The 23,279-nt window shown below is 43.4% G+C and carries 23 protein-coding genes; 3 read left to right on the top strand and 20 right to left on the bottom strand.

Annotated elements, in window-relative coordinates; genetic code table 11:
• The 15 genes from SB658_RS07105 to SB658_RS07175 all read right to left on the bottom strand — a co-directional run bounded on the left by SB658_RS07105 (position 1) and on the right by SB658_RS07175 (position 17,779).
• On the bottom strand, positions 1-696 hold the full coding sequence (locus SB658_RS07105) for a DUF881 domain-containing protein (protein ID WP_014476745.1): 696 nt from the start codon (positions 694-696) through the stop codon (positions 1-3).
• Positions 693-1,484: a cell division protein DivIB gene (gene divIB / locus SB658_RS07110; protein WP_021479335.1), complete on the bottom strand. Its 792-nt coding sequence runs from the start codon at positions 1,482-1,484 to the stop codon at positions 693-695. The genes SB658_RS07105 and divIB overlap by 4 nt, the downstream gene beginning before the upstream one ends.
• Positions 1,485-1,613: 129 nt before the next feature.
• On the bottom strand, positions 1,614-2,525 hold the full coding sequence (gene murB / locus SB658_RS07115) for a UDP-N-acetylmuramate dehydrogenase (RefSeq protein WP_144500786.1): 912 nt from the start codon (positions 2,523-2,525) through the stop codon (positions 1,614-1,616).
• A gap of 31 nt (positions 2,526-2,556) precedes the next feature.
• Positions 2,557-3,648: an undecaprenyldiphospho-muramoylpentapeptide beta-N-acetylglucosaminyltransferase gene (murG, locus tag SB658_RS07120; protein ID WP_080529286.1), complete on the bottom strand. Its 1,092-nt coding sequence runs from the start codon at positions 3,646-3,648 to the stop codon at positions 2,557-2,559.
• 122 nt (positions 3,649-3,770) lie between these two features.
• Positions 3,771-4,871, bottom strand: a complete 1,101-nt coding sequence (spoVE, locus tag SB658_RS07125; protein ID WP_003244810.1) for a stage V sporulation protein E — start codon at positions 4,869-4,871, stop codon at positions 3,771-3,773.
• A gap of 60 nt (positions 4,872-4,931) precedes the next feature.
• Positions 4,932-6,287, bottom strand: a complete 1,356-nt coding sequence (murD, locus tag SB658_RS07130; RefSeq protein WP_015715846.1) for a UDP-N-acetylmuramoyl-L-alanine--D-glutamate ligase — start codon at positions 6,285-6,287, stop codon at positions 4,932-4,934.
• A complete protein-coding gene (gene mraY / locus SB658_RS07135) occupies positions 6,288-7,262 on the bottom strand; it encodes a phospho-N-acetylmuramoyl-pentapeptide-transferase (RefSeq protein ID WP_003232192.1) in 975 nt (324 codons plus the stop codon).
• Positions 7,263-7,373: 111 nt separating this feature from the next.
• A complete protein-coding gene (locus SB658_RS07140) occupies positions 7,374-8,858 on the bottom strand; it encodes a UDP-N-acetylmuramoyl-L-alanyl-D-glutamate--2,6-diaminopimelate ligase (protein ID WP_041850857.1) in 1,485 nt (494 codons plus the stop codon).
• Positions 8,859-9,033: 175 nt separating this feature from the next.
• Positions 9,034-10,974, bottom strand: coding sequence for a stage V sporulation protein D (locus SB658_RS07145; protein ID WP_003245048.1), 1,941 nt, complete (start codon positions 10,972-10,974; stop codon positions 9,034-9,036).
• A gap of 116 nt (positions 10,975-11,090) precedes the next feature.
• A complete protein-coding gene (gene pbpB, locus SB658_RS07150; protein WP_434781020.1) occupies positions 11,091-13,232 on the bottom strand; it encodes a penicillin-binding protein 2B in 2,142 nt (713 codons plus the stop codon).
• A gap of 5 nt (positions 13,233-13,237) precedes the next feature.
• Complete coding sequence (ftsL, locus tag SB658_RS07155) at positions 13,238-13,591, bottom strand: cell division protein FtsL (protein ID WP_003232200.1); 354 nt, start codon at positions 13,589-13,591, stop codon at positions 13,238-13,240.
• 39 nt (positions 13,592-13,630) lie between these two features.
• Positions 13,631-14,566: a 16S rRNA (cytosine(1402)-N(4))-methyltransferase RsmH gene (gene rsmH, locus SB658_RS07160; RefSeq protein WP_014479723.1), complete on the bottom strand. Its 936-nt coding sequence runs from the start codon at positions 14,564-14,566 to the stop codon at positions 13,631-13,633.
• A gap of 69 nt (positions 14,567-14,635) precedes the next feature.
• Positions 14,636-15,067: a division/cell wall cluster transcriptional repressor MraZ gene (gene mraZ, locus SB658_RS07165; protein WP_003221402.1), complete on the bottom strand. Its 432-nt coding sequence runs from the start codon at positions 15,065-15,067 to the stop codon at positions 14,636-14,638.
• A gap of 125 nt (positions 15,068-15,192) precedes the next feature.
• A complete protein-coding gene (gene bshC, locus SB658_RS07170; RefSeq protein ID WP_046381003.1) occupies positions 15,193-16,812 on the bottom strand; it encodes a bacillithiol biosynthesis cysteine-adding enzyme BshC in 1,620 nt (539 codons plus the stop codon).
• A gap of 70 nt (positions 16,813-16,882) precedes the next feature.
• A complete protein-coding gene (locus SB658_RS07175) occupies positions 16,883-17,779 on the bottom strand; it encodes a 2-dehydropantoate 2-reductase (RefSeq protein ID WP_015252144.1) in 897 nt (298 codons plus the stop codon).
• A gap of 159 nt (positions 17,780-17,938) precedes the next feature.
• Here SB658_RS07175 and SB658_RS07180 point away from each other — a divergent pair, with 159 nt between their 5' ends.
• Positions 17,939-18,421, top strand: a complete 483-nt coding sequence (locus tag SB658_RS07180) for an N-acetyltransferase (RefSeq protein ID WP_003244940.1) — start codon at positions 17,939-17,941, stop codon at positions 18,419-18,421.
• Positions 18,422-18,477: 56 nt separating this feature from the next.
• Here the strand turns inward: SB658_RS07180 and gerR are convergent, their stop codons facing one another.
• From gerR to SB658_RS07195, 3 genes are all read right to left on the bottom strand, one after another.
• A complete protein-coding gene (gene gerR / locus SB658_RS07185) occupies positions 18,478-19,059 on the bottom strand; it encodes a sporulation-specific transcriptional regulator GerR (RefSeq protein ID WP_014479720.1) in 582 nt (193 codons plus the stop codon).
• A 145-nt stretch (positions 19,060-19,204) separates the two neighbouring features.
• Positions 19,205-19,384, bottom strand: a complete 180-nt coding sequence (gene rpmF / locus SB658_RS07190) for a 50S ribosomal protein L32 (RefSeq protein ID WP_003154457.1) — start codon at positions 19,382-19,384, stop codon at positions 19,205-19,207.
• A gap of 21 nt (positions 19,385-19,405) precedes the next feature.
• Positions 19,406-19,924 carry a YceD family protein gene (locus SB658_RS07195; protein ID WP_014479718.1) on the bottom strand — a complete coding sequence of 173 codons (519 nt, stop codon included), beginning with the start codon at positions 19,922-19,924 and terminating at the stop codon, positions 19,406-19,408.
• Between the two features lie 27 nt (positions 19,925-19,951).
• On the opposite strand from SB658_RS07195, the gene SB658_RS07200 reads away from it, so the two are divergent.
• Together SB658_RS07200 and SB658_RS07205 are read left to right on the top strand one after the other, a co-directional pair.
• Positions 19,952-20,137: a hypothetical protein gene (locus tag SB658_RS07200; RefSeq protein ID WP_103803451.1), complete on the top strand. Its 186-nt coding sequence runs from the start codon at positions 19,952-19,954 to the stop codon at positions 20,135-20,137.
• Entirely contained in the window at positions 20,134-21,381 is a 1,248-nt protein-coding gene (locus SB658_RS07205) for a nucleotidyltransferase (RefSeq protein WP_144500789.1), read from the top strand. The genes SB658_RS07200 and SB658_RS07205 overlap by 4 nt, the downstream gene beginning before the upstream one ends.
• 16 nt (positions 21,382-21,397) lie before the next feature.
• On the opposite strand, the gene ddcP is transcribed toward SB658_RS07205, so the two are convergent.
• Both ddcP and SB658_RS07215 read right to left on the bottom strand, forming a co-directional pair.
• Positions 21,398-22,423, bottom strand: a complete 1,026-nt coding sequence (gene ddcP, locus SB658_RS07210; RefSeq protein ID WP_032725643.1) for a protease DdcP — start codon at positions 22,421-22,423, stop codon at positions 21,398-21,400.
• Position 22,424: 1 nt separating this feature from the next.
• On the bottom strand, positions 22,425-23,207 hold the full coding sequence (locus SB658_RS07215) for a patatin family protein (RefSeq protein ID WP_003232221.1): 783 nt from the start codon (positions 23,205-23,207) through the stop codon (positions 22,425-22,427).
• Positions 23,208-23,279 lie beyond the last annotated feature (72 nt).

Consider the following 23,279-nt stretch of genomic DNA (forward strand, 5'->3'; position numbering starts at 1 on the left):
TCATTCCTTCGTTTTCAGAATCGGTTTCATTTGTACGTTTTTCTCTTTTTCTGCCGACACAGAAATATGATCCATTGACAGCTGATCAATTAGGCCTCCTGCGATATTTAACGAGGGCAGCAGGACATCTGGATCTCCAATAGCGGATACCGTAAACGGAGCGGGATGCTGCACCCCGTCTACCGTTACCACAGGACCATTGCATTTGATATACGAATCATGCGTCAAACGCTGTCCATTAACGGCGACAGCTGCCGCTCCTGAGATATACAGTTCGTTTACTACTTGGAAGATATGGCTTTCGTGAACGATGTAACTATTCACATTCTCCCCTTCCGGTATGTATGACGCATCTTCCAATGTCACCTCAACGCCTTCTCCCTGCACACCGACTTCCCCAATATACATCCTGTATTTTTCTGTATCTTCGAGGACATTATAGTATTCCGTCTTCTCTTTCTTCAGCTTATTTTCCGCCTGGCGGACTTTGTTTTGCTTTTGATATAATTCTTTTTCAAGCTTCTTATTTTCTTTCTCTTGTTTCAGAAGTTCATCTCTCAGCGCATATTCTTTTTTCCACTCTTCCGTCTCAGCCGCGCTTTTGTTGTTTTCTTTTGTCATTTGAAAAGAAAATGAAATCAAAAAGCCTGCGATAAGCATAATCAAGGAAAGAAGGACTGCTGATTTGCCCCTCAATTTTCATCTTCCTTTTTAGCAGCTTTATCGTTTTTCCCAAACTCTTCAAAATAGGTGGCAACTTCTAAATGAATGATTCCTTTTTTATTGCTGCTTAGCTGAGAAATGATAGAAGGATACGTCTTCATTCGGTCTGCAAACGTTTTAATAGATGCAGTGACAACATAACCGTCGTTCATGTACAACTTAATACGGTTTTCATCCATTTTTACAGGCGTATAATATATCTCTGAAATCGACTGTTTTAACGAATTTGACAACGCATCGAGCTGCTTGGCCATTTGAGACCGCTTCTTCGCGTTTGTCCAATTCACTAAAATCGGTCCGGCATCATCCGGCGTTACTTCGTTTGGCAGAACTGAGCCGTTTTCAAGCACTTCATAGTACACATCGTCTTTTTCTAAATAAGCAATCGCTTTATATTCTTCGATTGCAATGTTGATTTTATTAGGAAGCGATTTGCTGATCTCCGCTTTTTTCACTAATTTATTTTGCTGAATCTTCTTTTCTGTTTTTTGCTTGTCCAAACTCCAAAACTCAGTATCTCCGCTGTTAATATCGGAAAGGTCGATAATTTCCTTTTTTGATACATTTTCATTCCCTGTAACAGAGATTGTTGATACTTTACTGATTGGTGTTTGCAGGTACACAATGATCAGCACCATAATAAAAAAGAGCATAATAAATGAAATGAGACGGCGGTTTGCCTTTTGTTTCCTCTGCTCTTTAATTTTAGGGATCCGCTCTTCAATGTTAACGATTTTTTCTCGGTCATGACCCGGGTTCATTGCCTGTTCACCTCATTCAAATGAAACAGCTGTTAAAAGTCTGTCTATTCCAAAACAAACGGCATACTATGATGCCGTTTGTCGTTTGCTTACAGTATATCATATGAACAGCTTCAGTCAGAACTTGAATCAGCGATTTCCGCCGATGATTTCAACCTCTGTGTGCATATCAATCTCGTATTTTTCACGGATTGTCTTTTTCACATGGTCAATGAGATCAAGCACATCTTTTGCTGATGCTCCCCCCGCATTGACGATGAAGTTTCCGTGCATCTCCGATATCTTTGCACCGCCGATTTGATATCCTTTCAAGCCTGCTTTTTCTACAAGGTTCCCGGCATGATTGGGAAGCGGATTTCTGAATATGCTTCCCGCACAAGGACTTGAATACGGCTGTGTATTTTTTCTATAGTCTTTATTGCTTTGCATTCGCTGAACGATTGATTCCTTATCCTTCTGCTCCAGCTGCAAAACAGCTTCAAGGCAAACGCCCGGGCGTTTCTTTTGCAGTACAGATGTCCTGTAGCTGAAATCCATCTGCTCATTTGTCAGCCACTCAATCGTTCCGTCTTCAAACAAAATATGCGCTTTGACGAGGATCTCGCTCATATCAGAACCGTGAGCGCCGGCATTCATATAAACCGCTCCGCCGACTGATCCTGGAATGCCGGCAGCAAATTCCAAACCGGACAGGCCTTTTTTGCTCAATGATGTAGCAAGGCGGACCACTGAATAACCGCCTCCGACTGTTACTTGCTCCCCTTCAAGCTCCAAATGGTCAAGACCCGCACCCAGCTTGATTACTACGCCTCTAATTCCTTCATCTAAAACAAGAAGATTTGATCCGCGGCCGATGACTGTCCACTTCACATCATATTTTTTAATCACGTCCATGGTGTCTTTAACAGCATCCACACTGCTTGGAATGACCAATACATCCGCAGGTCCGCCGATTTTCATCGTTGTATGATTCGCGAGTGGTTCATTTGCAAGAACCTTGCCGACTTCGCGTTCTTTTAATTCCTGTATCACTTTCTCCATCGTAAACCTCCGCATTCCATTTGCTTTTCTACTATTTTTTTAATTCCTCGAGTACGCTGTATAAACGGGCAGCCGCGTCAGGAACACCGAGTGACTTTGTTCGTTCGCTCATTTCCTTTAACGTTTGCTCATTCAGTACAATCCGGTCTAGCGCTTCAATCAGCTTCTCCCCGCTGAGCTCTGTTTCTTTCAGTACAATCGCCGCATCATGCTGGCCAAGAGACCTCGCATTGACCTCCTGGTGATTCGCTGTCACATATGGACTCGGGATCAGAACACTTGGGATTCCGAGAGCAGTAATTTCGGCAATCGTTGTCGCACCGGCTCTAGCCACAATGACATCAATGGCCTTTAAATACTCAGGCATTTGATGAAGAAACGGCTTTGTGACCATATTATCAGCGGCACCCTTGCTTTTCAGCTCATTCATTACTTTTTCATAGTGAACTTCACCGGTGATATACAGCACTTGATAGTCTCTTGTTTTCAGCGCATCCTGCATGTCAATGACAGCGCGGTTAATCGGTGCAGCGCCTCGGCTTCCGCCGAAAATTAAGACCGTTTTTTTGACTTCAGAAAGCCCAAATTCAGCCATTGATCGTCCCGTCTTTATTGAGACGACTTCAGAGGCTCTCGGGTTTCCCGTAAATACAACTTTCTCGCTAGGAAAATGTGATTTCGCTTCTTCAAAACAAATCGCTACTTTATTAACATATTTTGAAAGAAACTTATTCGTGATGCCCGGCAGGCTGTTTTGTTCGTGGACAATAGTCGGAATTCCCATTTTCGCAGCGGCATAGACAACCGGCCCACATACATAACCGCCCGTTCCAATTACGGCATCGGGCTTAAATTCCGCTAAATACGATTTACTCTTTTTGACGCCCTTCAGAAAACGCATCACAGTCTTGACATTTTCAAATGACAATTTTCTTTTAAATCCTGTAATTTCAATTGAACGAAACGGTATATTCTCCCGCTCAACAATTTTTTTCTCTAGCCCGTTTTCTGTTCCGATATATAAAAATTCCACATTAGGATGACGTCTTTGCACTTCTTTAATAAAAGCAAGAGCAGGATAAATATGTCCCCCTGTACCGCCTCCGCTTATTGCAATTCGCATTTCTTTTTTCCCCCAGTCTAAGTTTCTCTATAACATAACGATAACCCTGTTTTGTTGGACAGGGTTATCGCATCAATTGTTTCCAAGCTTCATGTTAGACAGGAAGCTTGGACATACATTCGTTAATACCTCGAGTAGCGGCTTACATTCAGCAGCACACCAACTGCCATCAGCATTAGAGTCAATGAAGAGCCTCCGTAGCTCAGAAACGGGAGCGTGATGCCTGTTACAGGAATCAGGCCCGTGACTACGCCGATATTGATCATGACTTGAATGGCAATCATTGAAATAATGCCGACTGCGACAAAGCTTCCGTACAGATCAGGGGCACCAAGCGCAATTCTGATTCCTCTCCACAGCAGGACGCTGAAGAGGAGCAAAATAAGTGTTCCCCCGATAAAGCCCAGCTCCTCTGACAAGATGGCGAAAATAAAGTCTGTTTGCGGCTCAGGCAGATAAAAGAACTTCTGTCTGCTTTGTCCGAGCCCCATTCCGAACAACCCACCGGGCCCCACTGCATAAAGCGATTGAATGATCTGAAATCCGCTTCCGAGCGGGTCTTCCCATGGATTTAAGTATGAGGTAATCCGCTTAATCCGATATGGAGCTGATAGTACGAGCCCGACAAATCCGCTGAGGCCGATCAGGCCGAGAAAGACGAAATGGGCGATCCGCGCACCGGCTACAAAAATCATGACAATACAAGTTCCGACCATTACTGTCCCCGTTCCGAGGTCAGGCTGGCACATGATAATCAAAAATGCTGAAAACACGATGCCAAGTGCAGGGACGAACCCCCGTCTGAACGATGTGATGTTTTTTTGTTTTTCAGAGAGAAATTTAGCAAGGAATGCAATCATCGCAAGCTTCATAAACTCTGAAGGCTGTATGCTGAATGCTCCGACTCCGATCCAGCTTCTTGAACCGTTCCGCACCATTCCGACGCCCGGTATCAAAACAAGCACCAGAAGGAAAAAGCAGATAACCATCAGCAATTTGGACCATGTCCTCCAAGTCCAATAATCGACATTCATGATAAAAAACATAGCAATGACGCCGATTCCCGCAAACAAAAGCTGCCGTTTCGCGAAAAAGAATGAGTCGTCAAATTTATAATCCGCCCATACCGCACTCGCACTGTACACCATAATTAATCCGATTGTTAATAATAATAACGTAATGATGACCAATAACAAATCAGGCGATGTTTTTTTAGTAGTCAAAGCAATCGACACCCCAAGCTTAAAGTCATTAGGGCTGCCGATTTACTTCAAGACAAGCCCTTACTTAAGCATATGCACGGCATCTATAAACATGTCACCGCGTTCTTCAAATGTTTTGAATTGATCCCAGCTCGCACACGCGGGTGACAGCAGGATGACATCTCCTTCATTTGAGAGCGCAAACGCCGCAGATACTGCTTGTTCAACATTATCGACACGTTTGACATGTTGTATTCCCAGTTCATTGCCGAGTTTCTCGAGTTTTGGCGCCGTCTGGCCAAATGTAAGCACTGCTTTGACATGCTTCATATAAGGTTTCAAGTCATCAAAACCATTTCCGCGATCCAGTCCGCCCGCAAGCAGAATGACCGGCTTATCAAAAGCTGAAAGCGCCTTGCTTGTCGCCAGAATGTTTGTTGCTTTACTGTCGTTATAAAATTTGCGGCCATTCACAGTTGTGACATATTGGAGGCGGTGCTTCACACCAGTAAAGCTTGTCAGCACCTTTTTAACCGCCTCATTGGATGCTCCTGCCGTTTTCACAACTGCAATAGCTGCTAAAATGTTCTCCAGGTTATGAGCACCGGGCAGCACAACCTCTTCCAAAGGAAGAATGGCTTCGCCGTTAAACATAATCATACTGTCTTTTACATATGCGCCCTGTTCAAGCGTTTTGCTGACTGAAAATGGGACGATTTCGGCTTTTCCGGCTTCAGCAAGACGCACGACGGTTTCATCATCCTGGTTGACAATGGCTTTATCTGAAGCAGTCTGATGAAGGTATACTTTCTGTTTCGCTTTTTCATAGTTTTCGCGCGTATGGTGATAATCCAGATGGGCGTCAAATACATTTAAAATCAGGCTGATTTCCGGTCTGAAAGCGTGTGTTCCCATCAGCTGAAACGAAGACAGTTCAGTAACGATCCATTCATCTCCATCAGCATGATAGGCAACCTCACTTGCGACTGTGCCGATGTTTCCGGCAATCAGTGCTTTTTGCGAGCCAGCTTTGAGCATTTCGTAAATTAGCGTTGTCGTGGTCGTTTTACCGTTCGATCCGGTAATCCCGATAAACTTGGCGCTGGTCAGGTAGTAAGCGAGCTCAATTTCCGTCCAAACCGGAATGCCTCTTTTCTCCGCTTCCTGAACCATAATATTTTCATAAGGAATTCCCGGGTTTTTGATCAGAATCGTGATTTGATGCTGATCGAACAGAGAAACTGGATGCTCTCCGCAAACAACTTCGATTCCTTTTTCAGAAAGCTTTTGTGCCGGTTCATTTTCTTCAAAAGGCTTTTGGTCATTGACTGCAACATAAATGCCTTTTTCATGAAGAATGGAGGCCGCCGCATATCCGCTTTTCGCAAGCCCAAGGATTAAAAAATGCTGTTTCTGTAAAAATTGATCATTTCCCACTTATAACCACACCTCGATGTAAATTCCTAAAACGGCAAGCAAAAGTCCCGCAGCCCAAAACGTCACGACTACTCTCCATTCAGACCAGCCGACAAGCTCATAATGGTGATGAAGCGGACTCATTTTAAAGATTCGTTTACCTGTCGTTTTAAAGCTGATGACCTGCAAAATAACGGATAATGTCTCGATAACGAATACACCGCCGATGATAACCAGCAGGATCTCTAATTTCGTTAAAATGGCAATGGTAACGATGGCTCCTCCCAATGCAAGCGATCCCGTATCTCCCATAAAAACTTTAGCCGGATGAGCATTAAATACAAGGAAGCCCAGAACTGCACCGACAACGGCAACTGAGAAAATCGCTACGTCATATTGAGACTGATTCCATGCCAAAATGGCAAAGGCGCCAAAGGCAATCGCCGCAGTACCGGATAATAACCCGTCAAGGCCGTCAGTCAGGTTAACTGCGTTTGATCCGCCGACAAGCATAAAGAGCACAAGGATAAAGTAAGCCCAGCCAAGATCAAATGATAAGTCAGTTCCAGGAATGCGAATATCCGTCGCAAAATTGTAGTAATGATACACGGCGTAAAATACAACTGCAATAATAATTTGTCCGATCAGCTTTTGCTTTGATGTCAATCCAAGATTGCGCTTCATGACAACCTTGATGTAATCATCTAAAAAGCCAAGCAAACCGTAGCCTAGCGTAACAAACAGAAGCAGCACCATTTCGGGGCTTATTTCTGAAAACTTCTGTGTCATAACAATTGTTGTCACTATGATAGAAAGTATGATCATGACCCCGCCCATTGTCGGTGTCCCTGATTTTTTCTGATGTGATTTCGGTCCTTCTTCTCTAATACTCTGGCCGAATTTTAATCTTCTTAAAAACGGAATAAGAATCGGAGAGAGCAGAACACTAATTAAAAACCCCATTAAAATTGTAAACAGAATGACTTGCTCAAGCATTGTCCTTTTCTCCTCCTGTTTCTTTCAAACGACATACGTAGTTATCATATTCATGATTTTTTTCCATATGAAAAATCTTTTCAAGCTCCATTATTCAGTAACATCTCTTTTCTATGAATTCGTCTTATTCTTATTGAGTTCAACAATGGCTCTCGCCGCTACTTCAGCATCATCAAAATCGAAAGTTTCATTTCCGATCTGCTGATAGGTTTCATGTCCTTTTCCGGCAATGAGGACAACGTCGCCTTTTTTGGCATTGGCAATTGCGAAAAAGATCGCCTGCTCGCGGTTTGCAATACTGTGATAGTATGCGTTCTCTACTCCGGCTTCCATATCTCTTAAAATCGCGCGAGGATCTTCGCTTCTCGGGTTATCTGACGTGAAAATCGGCTCGTCAGCCAGCTCCACAGCAATTTTAGCCATTTTCGGGCGCTTCGTCTTATCTCTGTCTCCTCCGCAGCCGACAACGACAAATAGCTTTCCTTCCGTCATATCTCTACATGTCTCCAGCACATTTTCAAGGCTGTCCGGTGTGTGCGCGTAGTCTACAATGACAGGAAACTCCTGCTGCTGATTGACCAATTCAAAACGGCCTCTTACACCATGCAATTCTTCAACAGCCTCAGTGATGATTTCAAACGGTATGCCTGCTGCAATACATGTCGCAACAGCGGCCAGCACGTTATACACATTAAATTGTCCGACGAGAGACATCGTGATGTGTTTGGTGCCTTTGTTTGTCACGAGATCAAAGCTTGTGCCCTGTGCAGTGATACTGATGTTCTTCGCCATCACATCAGCATCGTTTTTAATTCCGTATGTAGAGATATGCGCAGCTGTTACCTTTTCAAAATAAGCGCTCGCCTCATCGTCAGCATTCAGGACGGCACGCTTTGGATGTTCATGGTTGAAAGCCCCGCCAAGTTGGGAAAAGAGCAAGCTTTTTGCATGCCGGTACTCATCCATCGTTTTATGATAGTCCAGATGGTCCTGTGTTAAATTTGTAAACACGGCAATATCATAATCACAGCCATGGACGCGTCCTAAAGACAAAGCGTGGGAAGAAACCTCCATGATTGCAGTGTCAACGTGCTTGTCATTCATTTTCTTAAACGTTTTCTGCAGCGTGACGCTTTCCGGAGTCGTGTTTTTAACAGGAAGTGTTTCGTCTCCGATTTTCATGTACATTGTACCGATCAAGCCTGTGCGTTTTCCCGCTTTTTTCAGAATCTCATCGACCATGTGGGTCGTTGATGTTTTGCCGTTTGTTCCCGTTATCCCAATCAGCTGAAGCTTCTTCGTCGGCTGTCCGTAAAACGCATCAGACAAAACGCTGAGCGCGCGAAGGGACTGCCGGACAATAATAACAGGAACATCCACATCGACCTTTCTTTCTGCCACAATAGCCGCTGCGCCGTTTTCTACTGCTTTTTGCGCAAAATCGTGGCCATCCACCGTATACCCTTTTACACATACAAAAAGACTCCCTTTCTTTACTTCTCTGGAGTCCATCTCAATTGAAGTTATTTCAGGGTCTTGTGAGTCGTTTACAGAAGGTTCGGTTGTTAAGTATGTAAGCAGCTTTGTAAGTTTCATCGTATCAAACCTCTCAACATTCTAATTCGTTCTTTTTATCATTGAAGTCACATCAAATGATGTGGTAATGATTTTAAGCATACAGTTCATATTTTAGCGTAAATAAAAGGATACATCCAGCTAATCTTGAAAGATATCAGCATTTTTTCTGCAATAAAAGAATAGGCAGTCCGAATCAATCGGCTGCCTCCTTTTCATCTTCTTCAGTCAAATACACGCGTATCTTTGAGCCTTCTTTTACTTTCGTTCCGGCAGCTGGCGATTGTTTAACGATTTTGCTCCCTTTCCCAGAAGCATCCACATTGAGATTCACCAATAGTGACTCAAGATCTGAGACAGACATCCCTACAACATTCGGAACTTCTATTGTTTTTGTGTCGTTCCATTGGTATTTTTTCTCGATTTGATTTTTCCGGGGCTTCACACCAAGTTCCGGCAGGCTGTCTCTCATAATATTTCCGACAATAGGCGCTGCAACCGTTCCGCCAAATTGAATCGTGCCTTTCGGGTTATCCACCGCAACGTAGACGACTAGACTCGGATCATCAGCTGGCGCGAAACCGATAAATGATACAATATGGTTGTTTTCAAGGTATTTTCCATCTTTAACCTTTTGCGCAGTCCCCGTTTTTCCTCCGACACGATATCCTTCTACAAATGCATTGCGGCCGGTTCCTTCTGCGACGACGCTTTCTAGAGCATAGCGGATTTGTTTGGATGTTTCCTCAGAAATGACTTGTTTCTTTGCGATTGGTGATTGTTTTTTGACCGTTTTCTTCGTAACAGGATCGATCCATTCCTTTGCAATATAAGGTGTGTAGAGGGTTCCTCCGTTTACAGCGGCGGATACTGCTGCAACCTGCTGAATCGGCGTGACGGATACTCCCTGTCCGAAAGCCGTAGTTGCTTGCTCCACCGGGCCCACTCTCTCAAGCGGGAATAAGATGCCTGTTCCCTCGCCTTGGAGATCAATCCCCGTTTTTTGTCCAAAACCAAAGTCTTTGATATATTTGAAAAGCTTTTCCTTTCCTAAGCGCTCGCCTAATTCAACAAACCCTGGGTTGCAGGAGTTCTGCACAACTTCCAGATACGTCTGCAGCCCGTGCCCGCCTCTTTTCCAGCACCGCAGTCTCGCTCCGTCCACTTCCGCATGCCCTTTATCATAAAATTGATCCCGTTTCAAATTTACTTTTTGCTCTTCAAGGGCTGCTGCAAGTGTAATAATTTTAAAGGTAGATCCCGGTTCATACGTGCTCCATACTGGCAGATTTCGATTGTAGACGGACGGATCAACAGATTGGTAATCAGCAGGGTCGAAATCAGGCCTGCTAGACATCCCCAAAATTTCTCCGTTTTTCGGATTCATGGCTACGGCAATCATGCCGTCCGGATGATATTTGGCCTCAGCGTTATCAAGCTCTCTTTCCATTATCGTCTGGACCTTTGAATCAACCGTCAGCTTCATATCAAGCCCATCCTTAGGCGGCGTATAGTCATCCGCTTCATCAGGCATTTTTTTACCCTTGGCATCTGTATAAAACTTAACAGAACCTTTTTCCCCTTTTAAATCATCGTCGTAATAGGCTTCAAGTCCAAGGAGCCCTTGGTTGTCAATTCCTGCAAATCCAAGCACATGAGATAAAAAGCTGCCGAACGGGTAATGACGGATACTGTCCTCCGCAACATACACACCTTTTAAATCAAGCGCTTTGATTTCTTTCGCCTTCTCATTTGAAATTTTTCTCCCTTCAGGAGTGATCTTTTCGATTGACGCTTTTTTTGTCACATGTTTATATACTTTTTCTTCTGACATATTGAGCACCGCCGCAAGCTGCTTGCTCGTTTTCATCGGATTCTGAACTTGGCGCGGCACGACGAATACGGTCGGCGCACTTTTGTTTGTTGCGAGCTTCACACCATTCCGATCCAGAATCTCGCCTCTCTCCGGCTCAAACGGCAAGTTCCGGCTCCAGGAATCTTTCGCTAGCGAAGTCAGTTTTTCGCCCATCACAAACTGAACATACCCCAGCCTTGTATCAATGATCAGAAACACGATCACGCCAAAAAGCAAAACAAATAATAAACGTTTTCTAACCGTTACATTCGAGACGCGCAAGAGACCGTTCACTCCTTATTTAGGCTTGTTTCATTTTATGCCTGAAATTGGACAGGTAGAACGATGCTCCCCTGAAGGCATAAAAAAAGAAAGCCTGCATAACGCAGGCTTTCTTTTTAATCAGGATTTTTAAACTTAACCTTGATTACGGTTTTGTCTTTGATTTCTTTGTCTTTCTTAACACTTTGGCTGACAGCGTAGCCTTGTCCGCTTACTTCAATATGAATTCCCGCGAGCTCGCCGTACTGAAGAACCTCTCTTCTCGACCACCCTGTCATATCAGGCATTTTGATTTTGCCGCCCGTTTTCAGGAAGACCTTTTGATTGGTGAGAACTTCCTCATCCGCTTTCGGATACTGTTCTTTTACAGCGACATCACTGCCAATGACAATTGGTGTGAGATTCTCCTCTTTTGCTTTCTTTTGAGCAGCAGCTACCGTTTGATCTGTTAAATCAGGCATTGTCTGCGCTTTTGTTTCTTCCTTATCTGAGTCAGATTTTTCAGTTGGTTCAATGTTCAGGTAGTGCAGGCTGTTTTTCATTGTCGGGTTGAAGATTTCTGATACCGGATCTGAACTGCTTTGTCCTGCTTTGAGTTGCGGCTGCTGTACAGCAACATAAATTAAAAGCTCAGGATCATCTTTTGGTGCCATACCCATAAACGAAAAGATATAGTCATCTGTTCCGTCTAGATATCCGCCTTTACCGGCTATTTGCGCAGTACCTGTTTTCCCGGCAACATCAAATCCTTCGATTTTATAGGCTTGCCCTGTTCCGATTTTCGACGTAACAACTTCTCCCAATATATCCCGCACCTTTTTCGCTGTGCTTGCAGAAATTGGGGTTCCGGCTGATTCTGGCTTATTTTGATAGATGGTTTTATCTTTATCGGGATCAACGATATGGTCAATCACATAAGGTTTCATCATTTTGCCGTCATTCGCAATTGCCGTTGCGGCCTGAAGCTGCTGAATTGGTGTGACTGCAGACGCTTGTCCGTATGCGGTTGACGCCTTATCAAATTCATATTTAAAGTTGATTTTACTGGAGACTTCTCCTGGCAAATCAATACCTGTTTTTTGATAAAAATTGAATTTGTGTAAATATTGATTAAGACGGTCATATCCCAGCTTTTCTTTCGCCAGTTTCGCAAATGCAACATTTGACGATCTAAGGACGCCGTCATGATAGGTTGTCGGCCCCCAGCCTATACCTCTATTATGGTCCCTGACAGGTTCCCCGCCAACTTCAAACGTACCTGATTTATATTTTTCGTTCGCATTAAACACGTTTTCCTGCATCGCAGCAGCGAGTGTAAAGATCTTCATCGTTGATCCGGGCTCATACGCATATGAAATCAAATCATTATAGTAGTTTGTCACATCGCGCTTGTTCGGATCAAAGCTTGGGCGCTGTCCCATGGCAAGGACTTTGCCCGTTTTCGGATCAACGACTGCGGCCATGATTTTTTTCGGATTATACTTTTGCGCCACTTTTGTCATGCTGTCTTCCAAAAAGGTTTGAATTTTCTGGTCAATGGTTAAATATACATTGTCACCATTTTTTGGCGCTGTAATTTTATTTTTGCTGTTCGGGAGCTCCCAGCCGGATTTGTCGCTTTCATATGTCACATATCCGTCGCGCTCCTTCAAATACTTATCCAGCACTTTTTCTAACCCCATCGCGCCGGAAATTTCATTTGTGTCTTGATCAACCTCGGCATAGCCGATTAAATTGGATGCAAAAATACCATTTGGATAGTAGCGTTTTGTATCCCGCAAAAATGAAATGCCCGGGAGTTTCATTTTTTCAATTTTTTGCTTTTGTGAATACGTAATATCCCGGCCAGCTGAGCCAAACTCGACTTGTTTTGCATCTTTATTTAAGATATCAAGGATGTCGGCCTTGTCCAAGTTTATCACTTTAGACAATGCTTCCGCCGTTTTTTCTTTGTTTACAACATGCTGAGGATGCTTGACATCAGTGGTCATTTTTTTATCGAGAATCGCAATCAATTTATACGTCGCTGTGTCCTCGGCAATGACTTTTCCTTTTCGGTCTAAAATCGAGCCGCGGCTCGCTTCGATGGTCCGTTTCTTTTCATGCTGCTCTGTCGCTTTTGTCGCAAGCACTTCGCCATTCGCTTTTCCGGTTATTTGAATATATGCCATTCTCCCCAGGATGACAAAGAAAAAGAGAGCGAAACAAATACTTAGAATCGCTGCTCCTCTATTCATAAATTTATTCTTTTTTGGCATTTGAATCATTCCTGTATGTTTTTCACTTTTTTATCTTTTAAATTCAAGCCGTTCTTTTTCGCAATGTCCATAATGCGCTGCGGTTTGCTTAAATCAGCAACGCTTTTTTCGAGGTCACCAATTTGCTTATTTTCGGATGAAATTTGCTCCTCAAGCTTTTGAACCTCAATATTGGTTTGATATGCCGCATACGCCTTCGATACGATCAAAAGCGATACGCTGAGCACCGCCGCAGCAAAGAGGACAAGAAGCACTTTTTCTCCGAGAGTAATGGAAGCCCTTTTCTTGACAATCACTTTTTTCTCAGGACTGATCGCATGCCGCTGCTGTTTCTCTGGTTGGTAAGCTAAATTGCTCATAGGCTGATGACCTCCTTTTAATTTTGCGTTCGCGTTTCGTTATTTTCTTTTTTCAGCAATCCGAAGCTTGGCAGAACGAGCCCGGTTGTTCTCTTCAAGCTCTTCTTGAGATGCCGTAATCGGTTTTCGTGTGATGAGCTTCAGCTCCGGTTCAAACTCTTCCGGTATAACAGGAAGCCCCGGAGGAAGTTCCGGAAGCGACGACTTTTCTTTAAAAGTGGTTTTGCAAATTCTGTCTTCTAGCGAGTGGAAGGTAATGACCGATACCCTGCCCCCTGGCTTCAGAACCTCAATTGCCTGCTCCAAAGCTTCTTCAAACACCCTAAGTTCATCGTTTACGGCAATTCTGATTGCCTGAAACACGCGTTTAGCGGGATGTCCGCCGCTCCTTCTCGCTGGAGCGGGAATCGCGTCTTTTATTAGATCGACCAGTTGGCCCGTAGTTTGAATAGGAGACTTCATTCTTGCCTCCTCAATTTTTCTGGCGATCTGTTTACTGAACTTCTCTTCTCCGTATTTAAAGAAAATACGGACGAGATCCTCATAGCGCCACTCATTAACGACTTCTTTCGCCGAAAGCGTAGCCGACTGGTCCATCCTCATGTCCAACGGTGCGTCATGATGGTAACTGAATCCGCGCTCCGGTGTATCCAGCTGCGGAGAGGACACCCCTAAATCAAATAAAATGCCGTCTACTTCTGTAATGCCTTGTTCATTCAAACATTCTTTTAAATACCTGAAATTGCTTTTAATCAGAATGAGCTGTCCTTTATAATCGGACAACACTTCTTTAGCATGCTGTAATGCCGTATCATCTTGGTCAAAAGCGATTAAACGCCCCTTCTCGGATAACTGCTGCAATAAGTATGTACTATGCCCAGCTCCGCCGAGTGTGCAGTCTACATATGTACCGTCTGGTTTAATATTAAGTCCGTCTACGGTTTCACGAAGAAGTACTGTCTTGTGTTGAAACATATTGTGTTGGTCCCACCTTTTATCAGGATGAATTGAAATTGTTTTTAGAGTGTTATACACGAAGAATCATTATATATCAAACCCAATCATGTTTTCAGCAATTTCAGCAAATGAATCTTCTTGCTCTTCTGTGTATTGTTCCCAAATTACTTTACTCCACAATTCAATTCGATTAGAAACCCCGATAACAACACATTCTTTTTCCAGTTTGGCGTAATTCAATAGAGATGATGCGATATTTACCCTGCCTTGCTTGTCCAGTTCGCATTCAGTCGCCCCTGAAAAGAAGAAACGGGTAAACGCGCGGGCATCTTTCTTTGTGAGAGGAAGAGCTTTTAGTTTTTCTTCAATTTGTTTCCATTCGTGCATAGGGTAGCCGAAGAGACATTGGTCAAGTCCTCTAGTCAGCACAAATTGCTCACCTAGGCCTTCTCTGAATTTAGCGGGTACGATCATGCGGCCTTTCGCATCGATGGTATGCTGATATTCACCCATAAACATGATCTCTTGCCCCACTTTCTCTCCTTAACTCACCACTATTCACCACTTCGCTCCACAACTTCATTTTACACTGTTTACCCATAAAAAAAAACCCTGAACTAGTCAGGGTTCTTTAAAACTTTATTTCAAAGTTTGACAACTTGATGTTGATTTTGAAAAGAAAATGGCAGATTCTTGAATGTCGTGAAGAATTTTGGACCGTACCTGTTCAAATAATACATGATATTCCAAATCCTTTCTTGCGGCGCAAGAAGCGGCTTAATGCTATTTTGAATTCTTTCATAATCCTTCAAGACGTAGCCTTCTTTTTCTTCAATTCGCTTCATCACCGTGCGCTCTAAGAATTGAAGCTGATCCTGTATAAAAGCGGCATTTTTCAGGAGTAAAGGTTCCAAGCTTTGATCAACCTTTAACGCCTCCTGCCGGACCGTTTTGTGAATCGCTTCAATTTGGCTTTTCGCCTGATCCATCACCGCCGTAAACTCTTCCGGAATCTGGCGCTCGAAGTATGTCTCTCTTTGATTCTCCGTTCCGCGCTCAATCGCGTCTTGTAATGAGATATTCCGTTCAACCAGTTTTTTCTCAATATGCCGCTCAAGTATCGTAATGTTCAGCCTTGGCATGACAGGAGGCATTTTGAAGCCCATCACCGCAAATGCCTGTTTGAGCTCGCCCCAATAATTGATTTCCCCAGGCCCTGCAATAAATGCTAAAGTCGGAATGAGAAATTCCTGCATTAACGGTCTCGTTACAACATTGTTGCTGAAACGCTCTGGATGTTCTTCCATATGTGTATGAAGTTCATCCCTCGTCCATCCTAGATCAAGCTCTTTGATGACAAATCGGCCGTTGTCTTTTTCAATTAAAAAACGCTCTTCTTCGTATTCATAAAACAGATTCGCCTGCTCTTTTCCGGACTCGATAATCGGTTTGTAGCCTGCTTGACGCATGAAGGCCTGCTGATCTGATACAGCGCGGGCGAGTTCATCATTTTCTCGAAGAATCTTTTGGAACATGGCCGTTTCCAGCTTTTTAATCCCCGGATCTCCAGAATTTAATAAAACTAAGCCCTCTTCTTGGAACAAATCCGCGATCAACAGCTCAAAGAAGTCAGTAAACGTAACAGATTCCCTTAAACATCGTTTCACATTGTCGAGAAGTGTATTCGTATGGTCTGTTTCTTCAAAAGCGGCAAAAACATCATCTATCCACGCGGCACACTTTTCCTGATCAAGCGATGTACTCGCTGCTGATGATTTCTTCCAATAAGACTGAGGCAGCTTTTTTTTCACAGGCCCATTCTCTTCAGATGTGTGAACAAAATTAATCTCATCCAAATCGTGGTCTTCTCCAGCCACCCAGAAGATTGGTATGACAGGCACTTGCAGTTCCTTTTCTTGTTGCTTTGCTAAAACAATGATTGAAATGATTTTATGTATGGTGTAAAGCGGTCCTGTTAAAAGTCCTGCCTGCTGTCCGCCGACTACAGCGGCACTTGACGGGTCCTTCAGCTTCTCAATAGCAGACTGCATCGCACTTGAACCGAATTTATTATGGTAAGAGGTTAAGTACGCCGCCAATTCCTCTCTTGCGAAAAACCGAGAAGATAAGTCTTCCAGTCTTTCTCGCCACATGTCCTTATGATGAATACTGTAATCAAAAAAAGAAGACATTTCTTCTTTGCCATCTATATAGTGCTGTACAAACACATTCTGATTTTTGATGGAAAGTTCAGTTAGCTGCATCTTCTAGAACTTCCTTTCTCCAATAAATAGTTAGTGATCCGAAATGAGTATAGCATGTTACCGAAAAAGCTCAAAAGACTTTGTTTGTATTTCGCTCCAATGCTTTGATGCTGCCATATAAAAACTCTAGGTGGACTGCATCAAGACCTTGAAGACTTGCTTCCTTCAATAAGTATCCGATAATGGCGTCAGCTTCCGTCTGCCGGCCTCCAATGACGTCAACCAGCATGGATGAACGATTCTCTTTCGTTTGCCCACAAACGGCCTGAACCCGCTCCCAAGCCTTTTCTTCGTTTTCAAGTTTTAAAATGCGGCATGCCTCCTGAAATACCAGCTTCATAAAAGCCAGATAAGCTGGCGTTGTCAGCAGTTCTCCATTTTTTACCTGCAATAACGCAGTTAAAGGATTAATACACGCATTTACAATCAGCTTGCCCGTCAGCAGACGGTACCAATCCGTCTCATAATAAATCGGAAAATCCGAATGGTTATGCTGAAACAAGATGTTCAGCCAGTCTGGTTCAGCATCGTCGAACGCGCTCCATTTTATCGCACCTAGGCCTGTATGATCAACAGCTGTATCCGATTTTCTTACAGCTCCGTGCTCAACGATTCCAACATAAATGGAATGGCCAACGTGCCAGTCTTTTAGGTCGTGGATATGCCCCATGCCGTTTTGCAAAAATAATATATGCGTTTTCCCGATCCGTTCAAGCGACGAAAAAACAGATTGAAGCTGATGCTGCTTCACTGTCACGACAAGCAGGTCAAAGTCCGAATTGATACTCGTGTCCGCACTGCAATCAGCCCTGAATTCCTCCCCGCCTTTATAAAGCCGGATTCCTTCAGACTGAATGGCCGCAGCCTGTTCTTGCCGCCTCGTCACAACAGTCACGTCGTGATAAAGTGACAAATAATAGGCGCATAAAAGACCGACGGAGCCTCCGCCGATAATTCCAATTTTCATGATGTCACACCCAATTTAGCATTTACGTATTATCATAGCAGAAGTAAGAAGAAATTACTTCTCAAAGATCCCATGTGCTTAAAATTAAAGTTTAAATATTTGGATTTTTTAAATAAAGCGTTTACAATATATGTAGAAACAACAAAGGGGGAGATTTGTTTGACAAAGGTAGAACGTCTGCTTATCAACTATAAAACGCTGGAAGAATTCAAGAAATTCAAAGAATACGGCATTCAGGAGCTTTCAATGCTTGAAGAACTTCAGGATAATATTATTGAAAATGACAGCACCTCGCCTTTTTACGGGATTTATTTTGGCGATAAACTTGTAGCACGAATGAGTCTGTATCAAGTTAACGGCAAATCGAATCCCTATTTTGACAACCGCCAGGATTATTTGGAGCTGTGGAAGCTTGAGGTTCTTCCGGGCTACCAGAACAGGGGATATGGGAGAGCCTTGGTTGAATTTGCAAAATCATTCAAAATGCCGATCCGGACAAATCCGAGAATGAAATCAGCGGAATTTTGGAACAAAATGAACTTTAAAACTGTTAAGTATGATATGGCGCGGGACAAAGGGGAAAACCCGCTCATCTGGCATCCTGATATGGATCGCGAAATGACACCAGGAGAGTCTGCATAGAAATCAAAACAACCGGCCTATTCTTACTATAGGGCCGGTTCATTTCAGGCGTTTCTTTATGTTTCTTGAGCCGTTTTTTTCATTCTTCCGTCTTCCTTCGAAACAACCATTTTTCTGGCCCGATCCATGATATCGATCAGTGCCTTGTAATCCTCTTCTGTCATCTCTAGCTGATTCCGCAATGTCTGATTTTCACTCCGCAAATCCTCAAGCTCTTTTTGCAGCGATTGGATTTGCTCCTTCAATTTTTCCCTTTCAAGCTGAAATTCTTGTGCAGACGGTGCTTCTTTGAATTGTTCGAGAAATTGAATGACATCCTGAATGGACAAATCTCGTTTTCCTTCTGACGATGCCGAGGCAGTCTGCTTCATGGAATTCGGCATATTGACCGAATGAACGCCGATTTGCTTTCTCAGTTCTTTCCTTTGCTTTTTTGCAAGCTCTATACCTGACTGGTATTGTTTTCTCACATACGAGTTCCACCTGAAACCACAGGCTGCCGCGGTTCTGGTCAGCGCCCTTCCAACCTCCTCAAAGGCTGAAAGCTGTGTTCCTCCCTCTCGAATATGACGAAGCACCACTTCTGCCAGCAGCAAATCCTCATCCTGAGTCCAAGCATCTTGTCTTGTAATGGTCAAATTCAATCTCCCTCCATGTCAGCTTATTTATCTCATACATATGCCGGTAATAGATTAGATAGACTATTTGCACTCACAAATTTTCCGCAAGCTGACAGGAAGAGAAAAAGAAAAAGCGCAGGGCTTTCACCCCGCGCTTTTCTTATTAGTTACTTTTTACATTTATGTCTTTGCCGTTGTATGATCCGCATGCTTTGCATACACGGTGAGACAACTTCATCTCTCCGCATGACGGACATTCTGTCATACCAGGTACATTAAGTTTGAAATGTGTACGGCGCAATCTTTTCTTCATTTTAGAAGTTCTTCTAAAAGGTACAGCCATTATTCCCACCTCCTTAAAGAGTTAAGATTCATCATCTTGTTTTAAGAGCTTTTCAAGGGCTGCAAGTCTCGGATCAACTTGATTCTTCTTGTCTTCTTCCGAAATGACTTGCCAATCCTTTCCTTCTTGAGGAGCAGCTCCTTTTTCTTGTTCAGATTCACAAAAGATTTGCATAGGGATTTCTAAAAGAATTTCTTCTTTCACGATCGGAGTTAAGTCGATAGTATCGTCCTCAACAATATGAACGTCATCATCTTCTATATCATCCGTGTGATGAAATATAAACAGTTCTTTTGTTGAAATTTCAAATGGATACGGGACATCAACGAGTGTTCTTGAGCATGGCAAAATCATTTCGCCTGAAATTGTAAAATCAAACGAAACCTGTTTGGATTTGATATCCGCTCTGCCCTTCACCCGGACGGGAGAAATGCGGCGAATGTCAGAATTCAGCTTTGTCAGCTCATTTAACTCAACTGTTTCATCAAACTCAAAACTTTGTTTTGGCATTTGATGCAGCTGATAAATCGTCCATTTCATTTGTATCACCTCAGGAAAGCAACAAACATGATTATAGCTTTTAAGATTGTTTTTGTCAATATTTTTTCTTTACAGCATAATGCTGCCATTGAAGTATCGTTGACAGCGAAATATGCTATGCATACACTTAAAACAAAAATAAGGCGTAAGAGTTTTCATTTGCAAATGTACCATACGTTTTTAAACATAGCAAGAAAGGCGGAAAAAATATGAAAGCTGTCGGATTGGTGGTTGAATATAATCCCTTTCATAACGGTCACCTTTATCATGCCCAAACAGCAAAGCGGCAAACCGGATGTGACACGGCTATCGCGGTCATGAGCGGGCATTTTTTACAGCGCGGGGAACCGGCTGTTGTGTCAAAATGGGCCCGAACAAAAATGGCGCTGCAAAGCGGAGTTGATCTTGTCATTGAGCTGCCTTATCTTTATGCCGTGCAAAAAGCAGACATTTTTGCACGCGGCAGTGTTTCCATCCTGAACGAACTTGAATGTGAGGCGCTGTTTTTCGGGAGTGAAAATGGGGATATCAAGCCGTTTTTAGAAACAGCACAGCTTATTGATGAGCATAAACATATATTTGATGACCGAATTAAAGAAGAACTTAAAACGGGGACGAGTTACCCAGCAGCGGCGGCTAGCGCCTTCAGCTCCATTTTGCATACCGAAAGTGCACTTGACTTGTCAAAACCAAATAACATTTTGGGATACCAGTATGTGACTTCGATTCTAACCGGGGGATACCCTATGAAACCTTATACCACGGCACGCATCTCTTCGGACTATCATGATGCCGATCTCCCTGAAGGCGAAAACCACATCGCAAGCGCCACAAGCATCAGAAAAGCGATGACTGGCCAGAATCTCGAAGCCTGCCTTCGTTTTCTCCCTGCTGCATCTGCACGTGAATTAGCAGCTTACCGCAAATCTTTCGGATTGTGGCATACACCTGAGAGCTACTTTTCTTACTTAAAATACAGCCTTTCAACTGTAACGGCACAGGAATTACAGCAAGTATACGAGGTGGAGGAAGGTTTAGAGCACAGAATTCTTCGTTCGATCAGAAAATCCAGCTCCTATCAGGAATTTATGGAACTGCTGAAAACAAAACGCTATACGTGGACAAGGCTCCAGCGGATGAATACACACATTTTAACCAGAACAAAAAAACAGGATATGCAAAAGCTGCTTGACAACGATAAGGCGCCGTATATCAGGCTTCTCGGCATGACGAAAAAAGGACAGGCTTATTTATCCGAAAAGAAAAAAGCACTGTCTGTTCCGCTTGTCAGCAAACTGTCCTCTTTCTCCCATCCAGCTCTCGATCTGGACGTAAAAGCAAGCAGGATTTACAGCCTGCCAATAGAAGAGCCGCTGAGAACTGAGTTTGACCTGCAGGAATACGGACATGCACCGATTCGATATGATGAAGATGAACAACACTTTTTAAATGTATAGAAAAAGCACCTGAGAATCAGGTGCTTTTCGCTTTCAGCTTATTCAAATAATCAATCGCATCCTGCATGGTATCAACAGGCACAATCTTCATATTTGAATCAATATCTTTTGCTGTTTTTACTGCGTTCTTATAATCGGAATTGCTGGCGCCGTTTTGATTTGGCGCGAAGAAAATGTCTTTTCCGGCTTTGTCTGCGGCGACGACTTTTTGATCAATGCCGCCGATCGGGCCTACTTTCCCATCAACATCAATGGTACCTGTTCCCGCAATATCGTAGCCTTTTGTTTCGTCTGGTTTTGTCAGCTGATTATAGATTTCAAGGGACATCATTAACCCTGCTGACGGGCCGCCAATATTTTCAATTTCAAAATCAATATCAGGCTCTACCTTCACGTTTCTGTCTGTATAAAGCGAAACTCCGATTCCTGCCCGATCCGGCTCATCAGGAAATTGTTTTAACGTAAGGATGACACGCTTTTCTTTTTCTTCTCTTTCGATCTTTAACGTGACTTTATCTCCCGCTTTTTTGCTGCTGATATAATCAATCAGCTTTTCAGCAGACTGATAGTTTTTGCCGTCTGCGCTGATGATTTTATCACCGACTTCTATTTTCCCTTTTGCCGGCATGTTTTCTACAACAGAGCTTGCGTATATGCCGTTAAAGGAATAGCTGACTTTTTTTCCTGCCTTTTGATAGGCGGCTATAACCGCATTTTCTTGCGAGCTTTTCATCATTTGGAGCTGTCTTTTCATATACTCCTTATCTGACTCGCCTTCCTCCTTAATGCTCTCATCAGGAACAATTTCATAATAAGGGTGCATCTTTGCCCACACATATGTAAACGGATTAGCCGGTCCCACTTTAACAGTCATTAAGGACAGGCTTCCTTTTTCCGGGTAGCCTCCCTCCACTTTTATCAATGAAGCAAGCTCTGTCGCTTCTCCCGGTTTTGTAATATAGTATGGAAGTTTTATAAATGATAAAACGGCGATCAGTATGAGGATGACGAGCATCCAGCTAAAATGTTTTTTACGTAGCAAATTATGAGCCCTCCCAATTCTCTATTTCTTTTCTTATCTTGCTGATCATTCGGTTTGTCGCCTCTTCGCCTGCCGATATCATTTCTTCAATATTGGCAAACGAGCTTGAGCTGTATGTTTCAAGGGAAGGGCGAATCATGATATCTGCGGCAATTGTTTGATGCCGCACTAATTCATTTTGCAGTATATCCATACTTTGCATAATCACATCAAAAATATGCACTGCTGTTTCAGTTTTTCGAACCCTGGAAACATCCGAAGCGATGATAATATCAGCTCCCATGTCTTTCACAACAGAAACCGGAATTCGATCGACGACCGCGCCGTCTACAAGAAGGCGTCCGTCCAGCCGCTGCGGAATAAAGATACCCGGGATGCTGATGCTGGCCCTCACTGCATCTGACACTGATCCTTTTCGGAACACAATCTTTTCTCCCGTCTGTAGATCACACGCAACAATGCCCAGCGGGATTTGGAGCTCTTCAATCGGTTTTCCGAATGTATAAGCATGCACAAGCTGTCTGACGCGGTCACCTTTTAAAAAACCGAGTTTCGGAACCGTATAATCAGCATAAAGCCTTCGTTTAAAGGCTTTGGCTACTTTTTTCATCGTTGCCACGTCATGTCCGGCGGCGTAAAAACTGCCCACCAAAGCGCCCATGCTGCTTCCTGCAATCATATCCACTTCAATTTGGTGCTTATGTAAACTGGAAAGCACACCGAGATGAGCGAGCCCTCTGGCCCCTCCCGATCCTAACGCTAACCCGATTTTAGGTTTGGCCAAAGCGTTAACCTCCTGCCTGAATTCCCTGTATACCGAATTCTATGGTCTAAACTGAACCCCTATGCTCGTATA

Origin of the sequence: Bacillus sp. SIMBA_008 (assembly GCF_046535495.1) — a bacterium.
Taxonomy (GTDB): domain Bacteria; phylum Bacillota; class Bacilli; order Bacillales; family Bacillaceae; genus Bacillus; species Bacillus subtilis.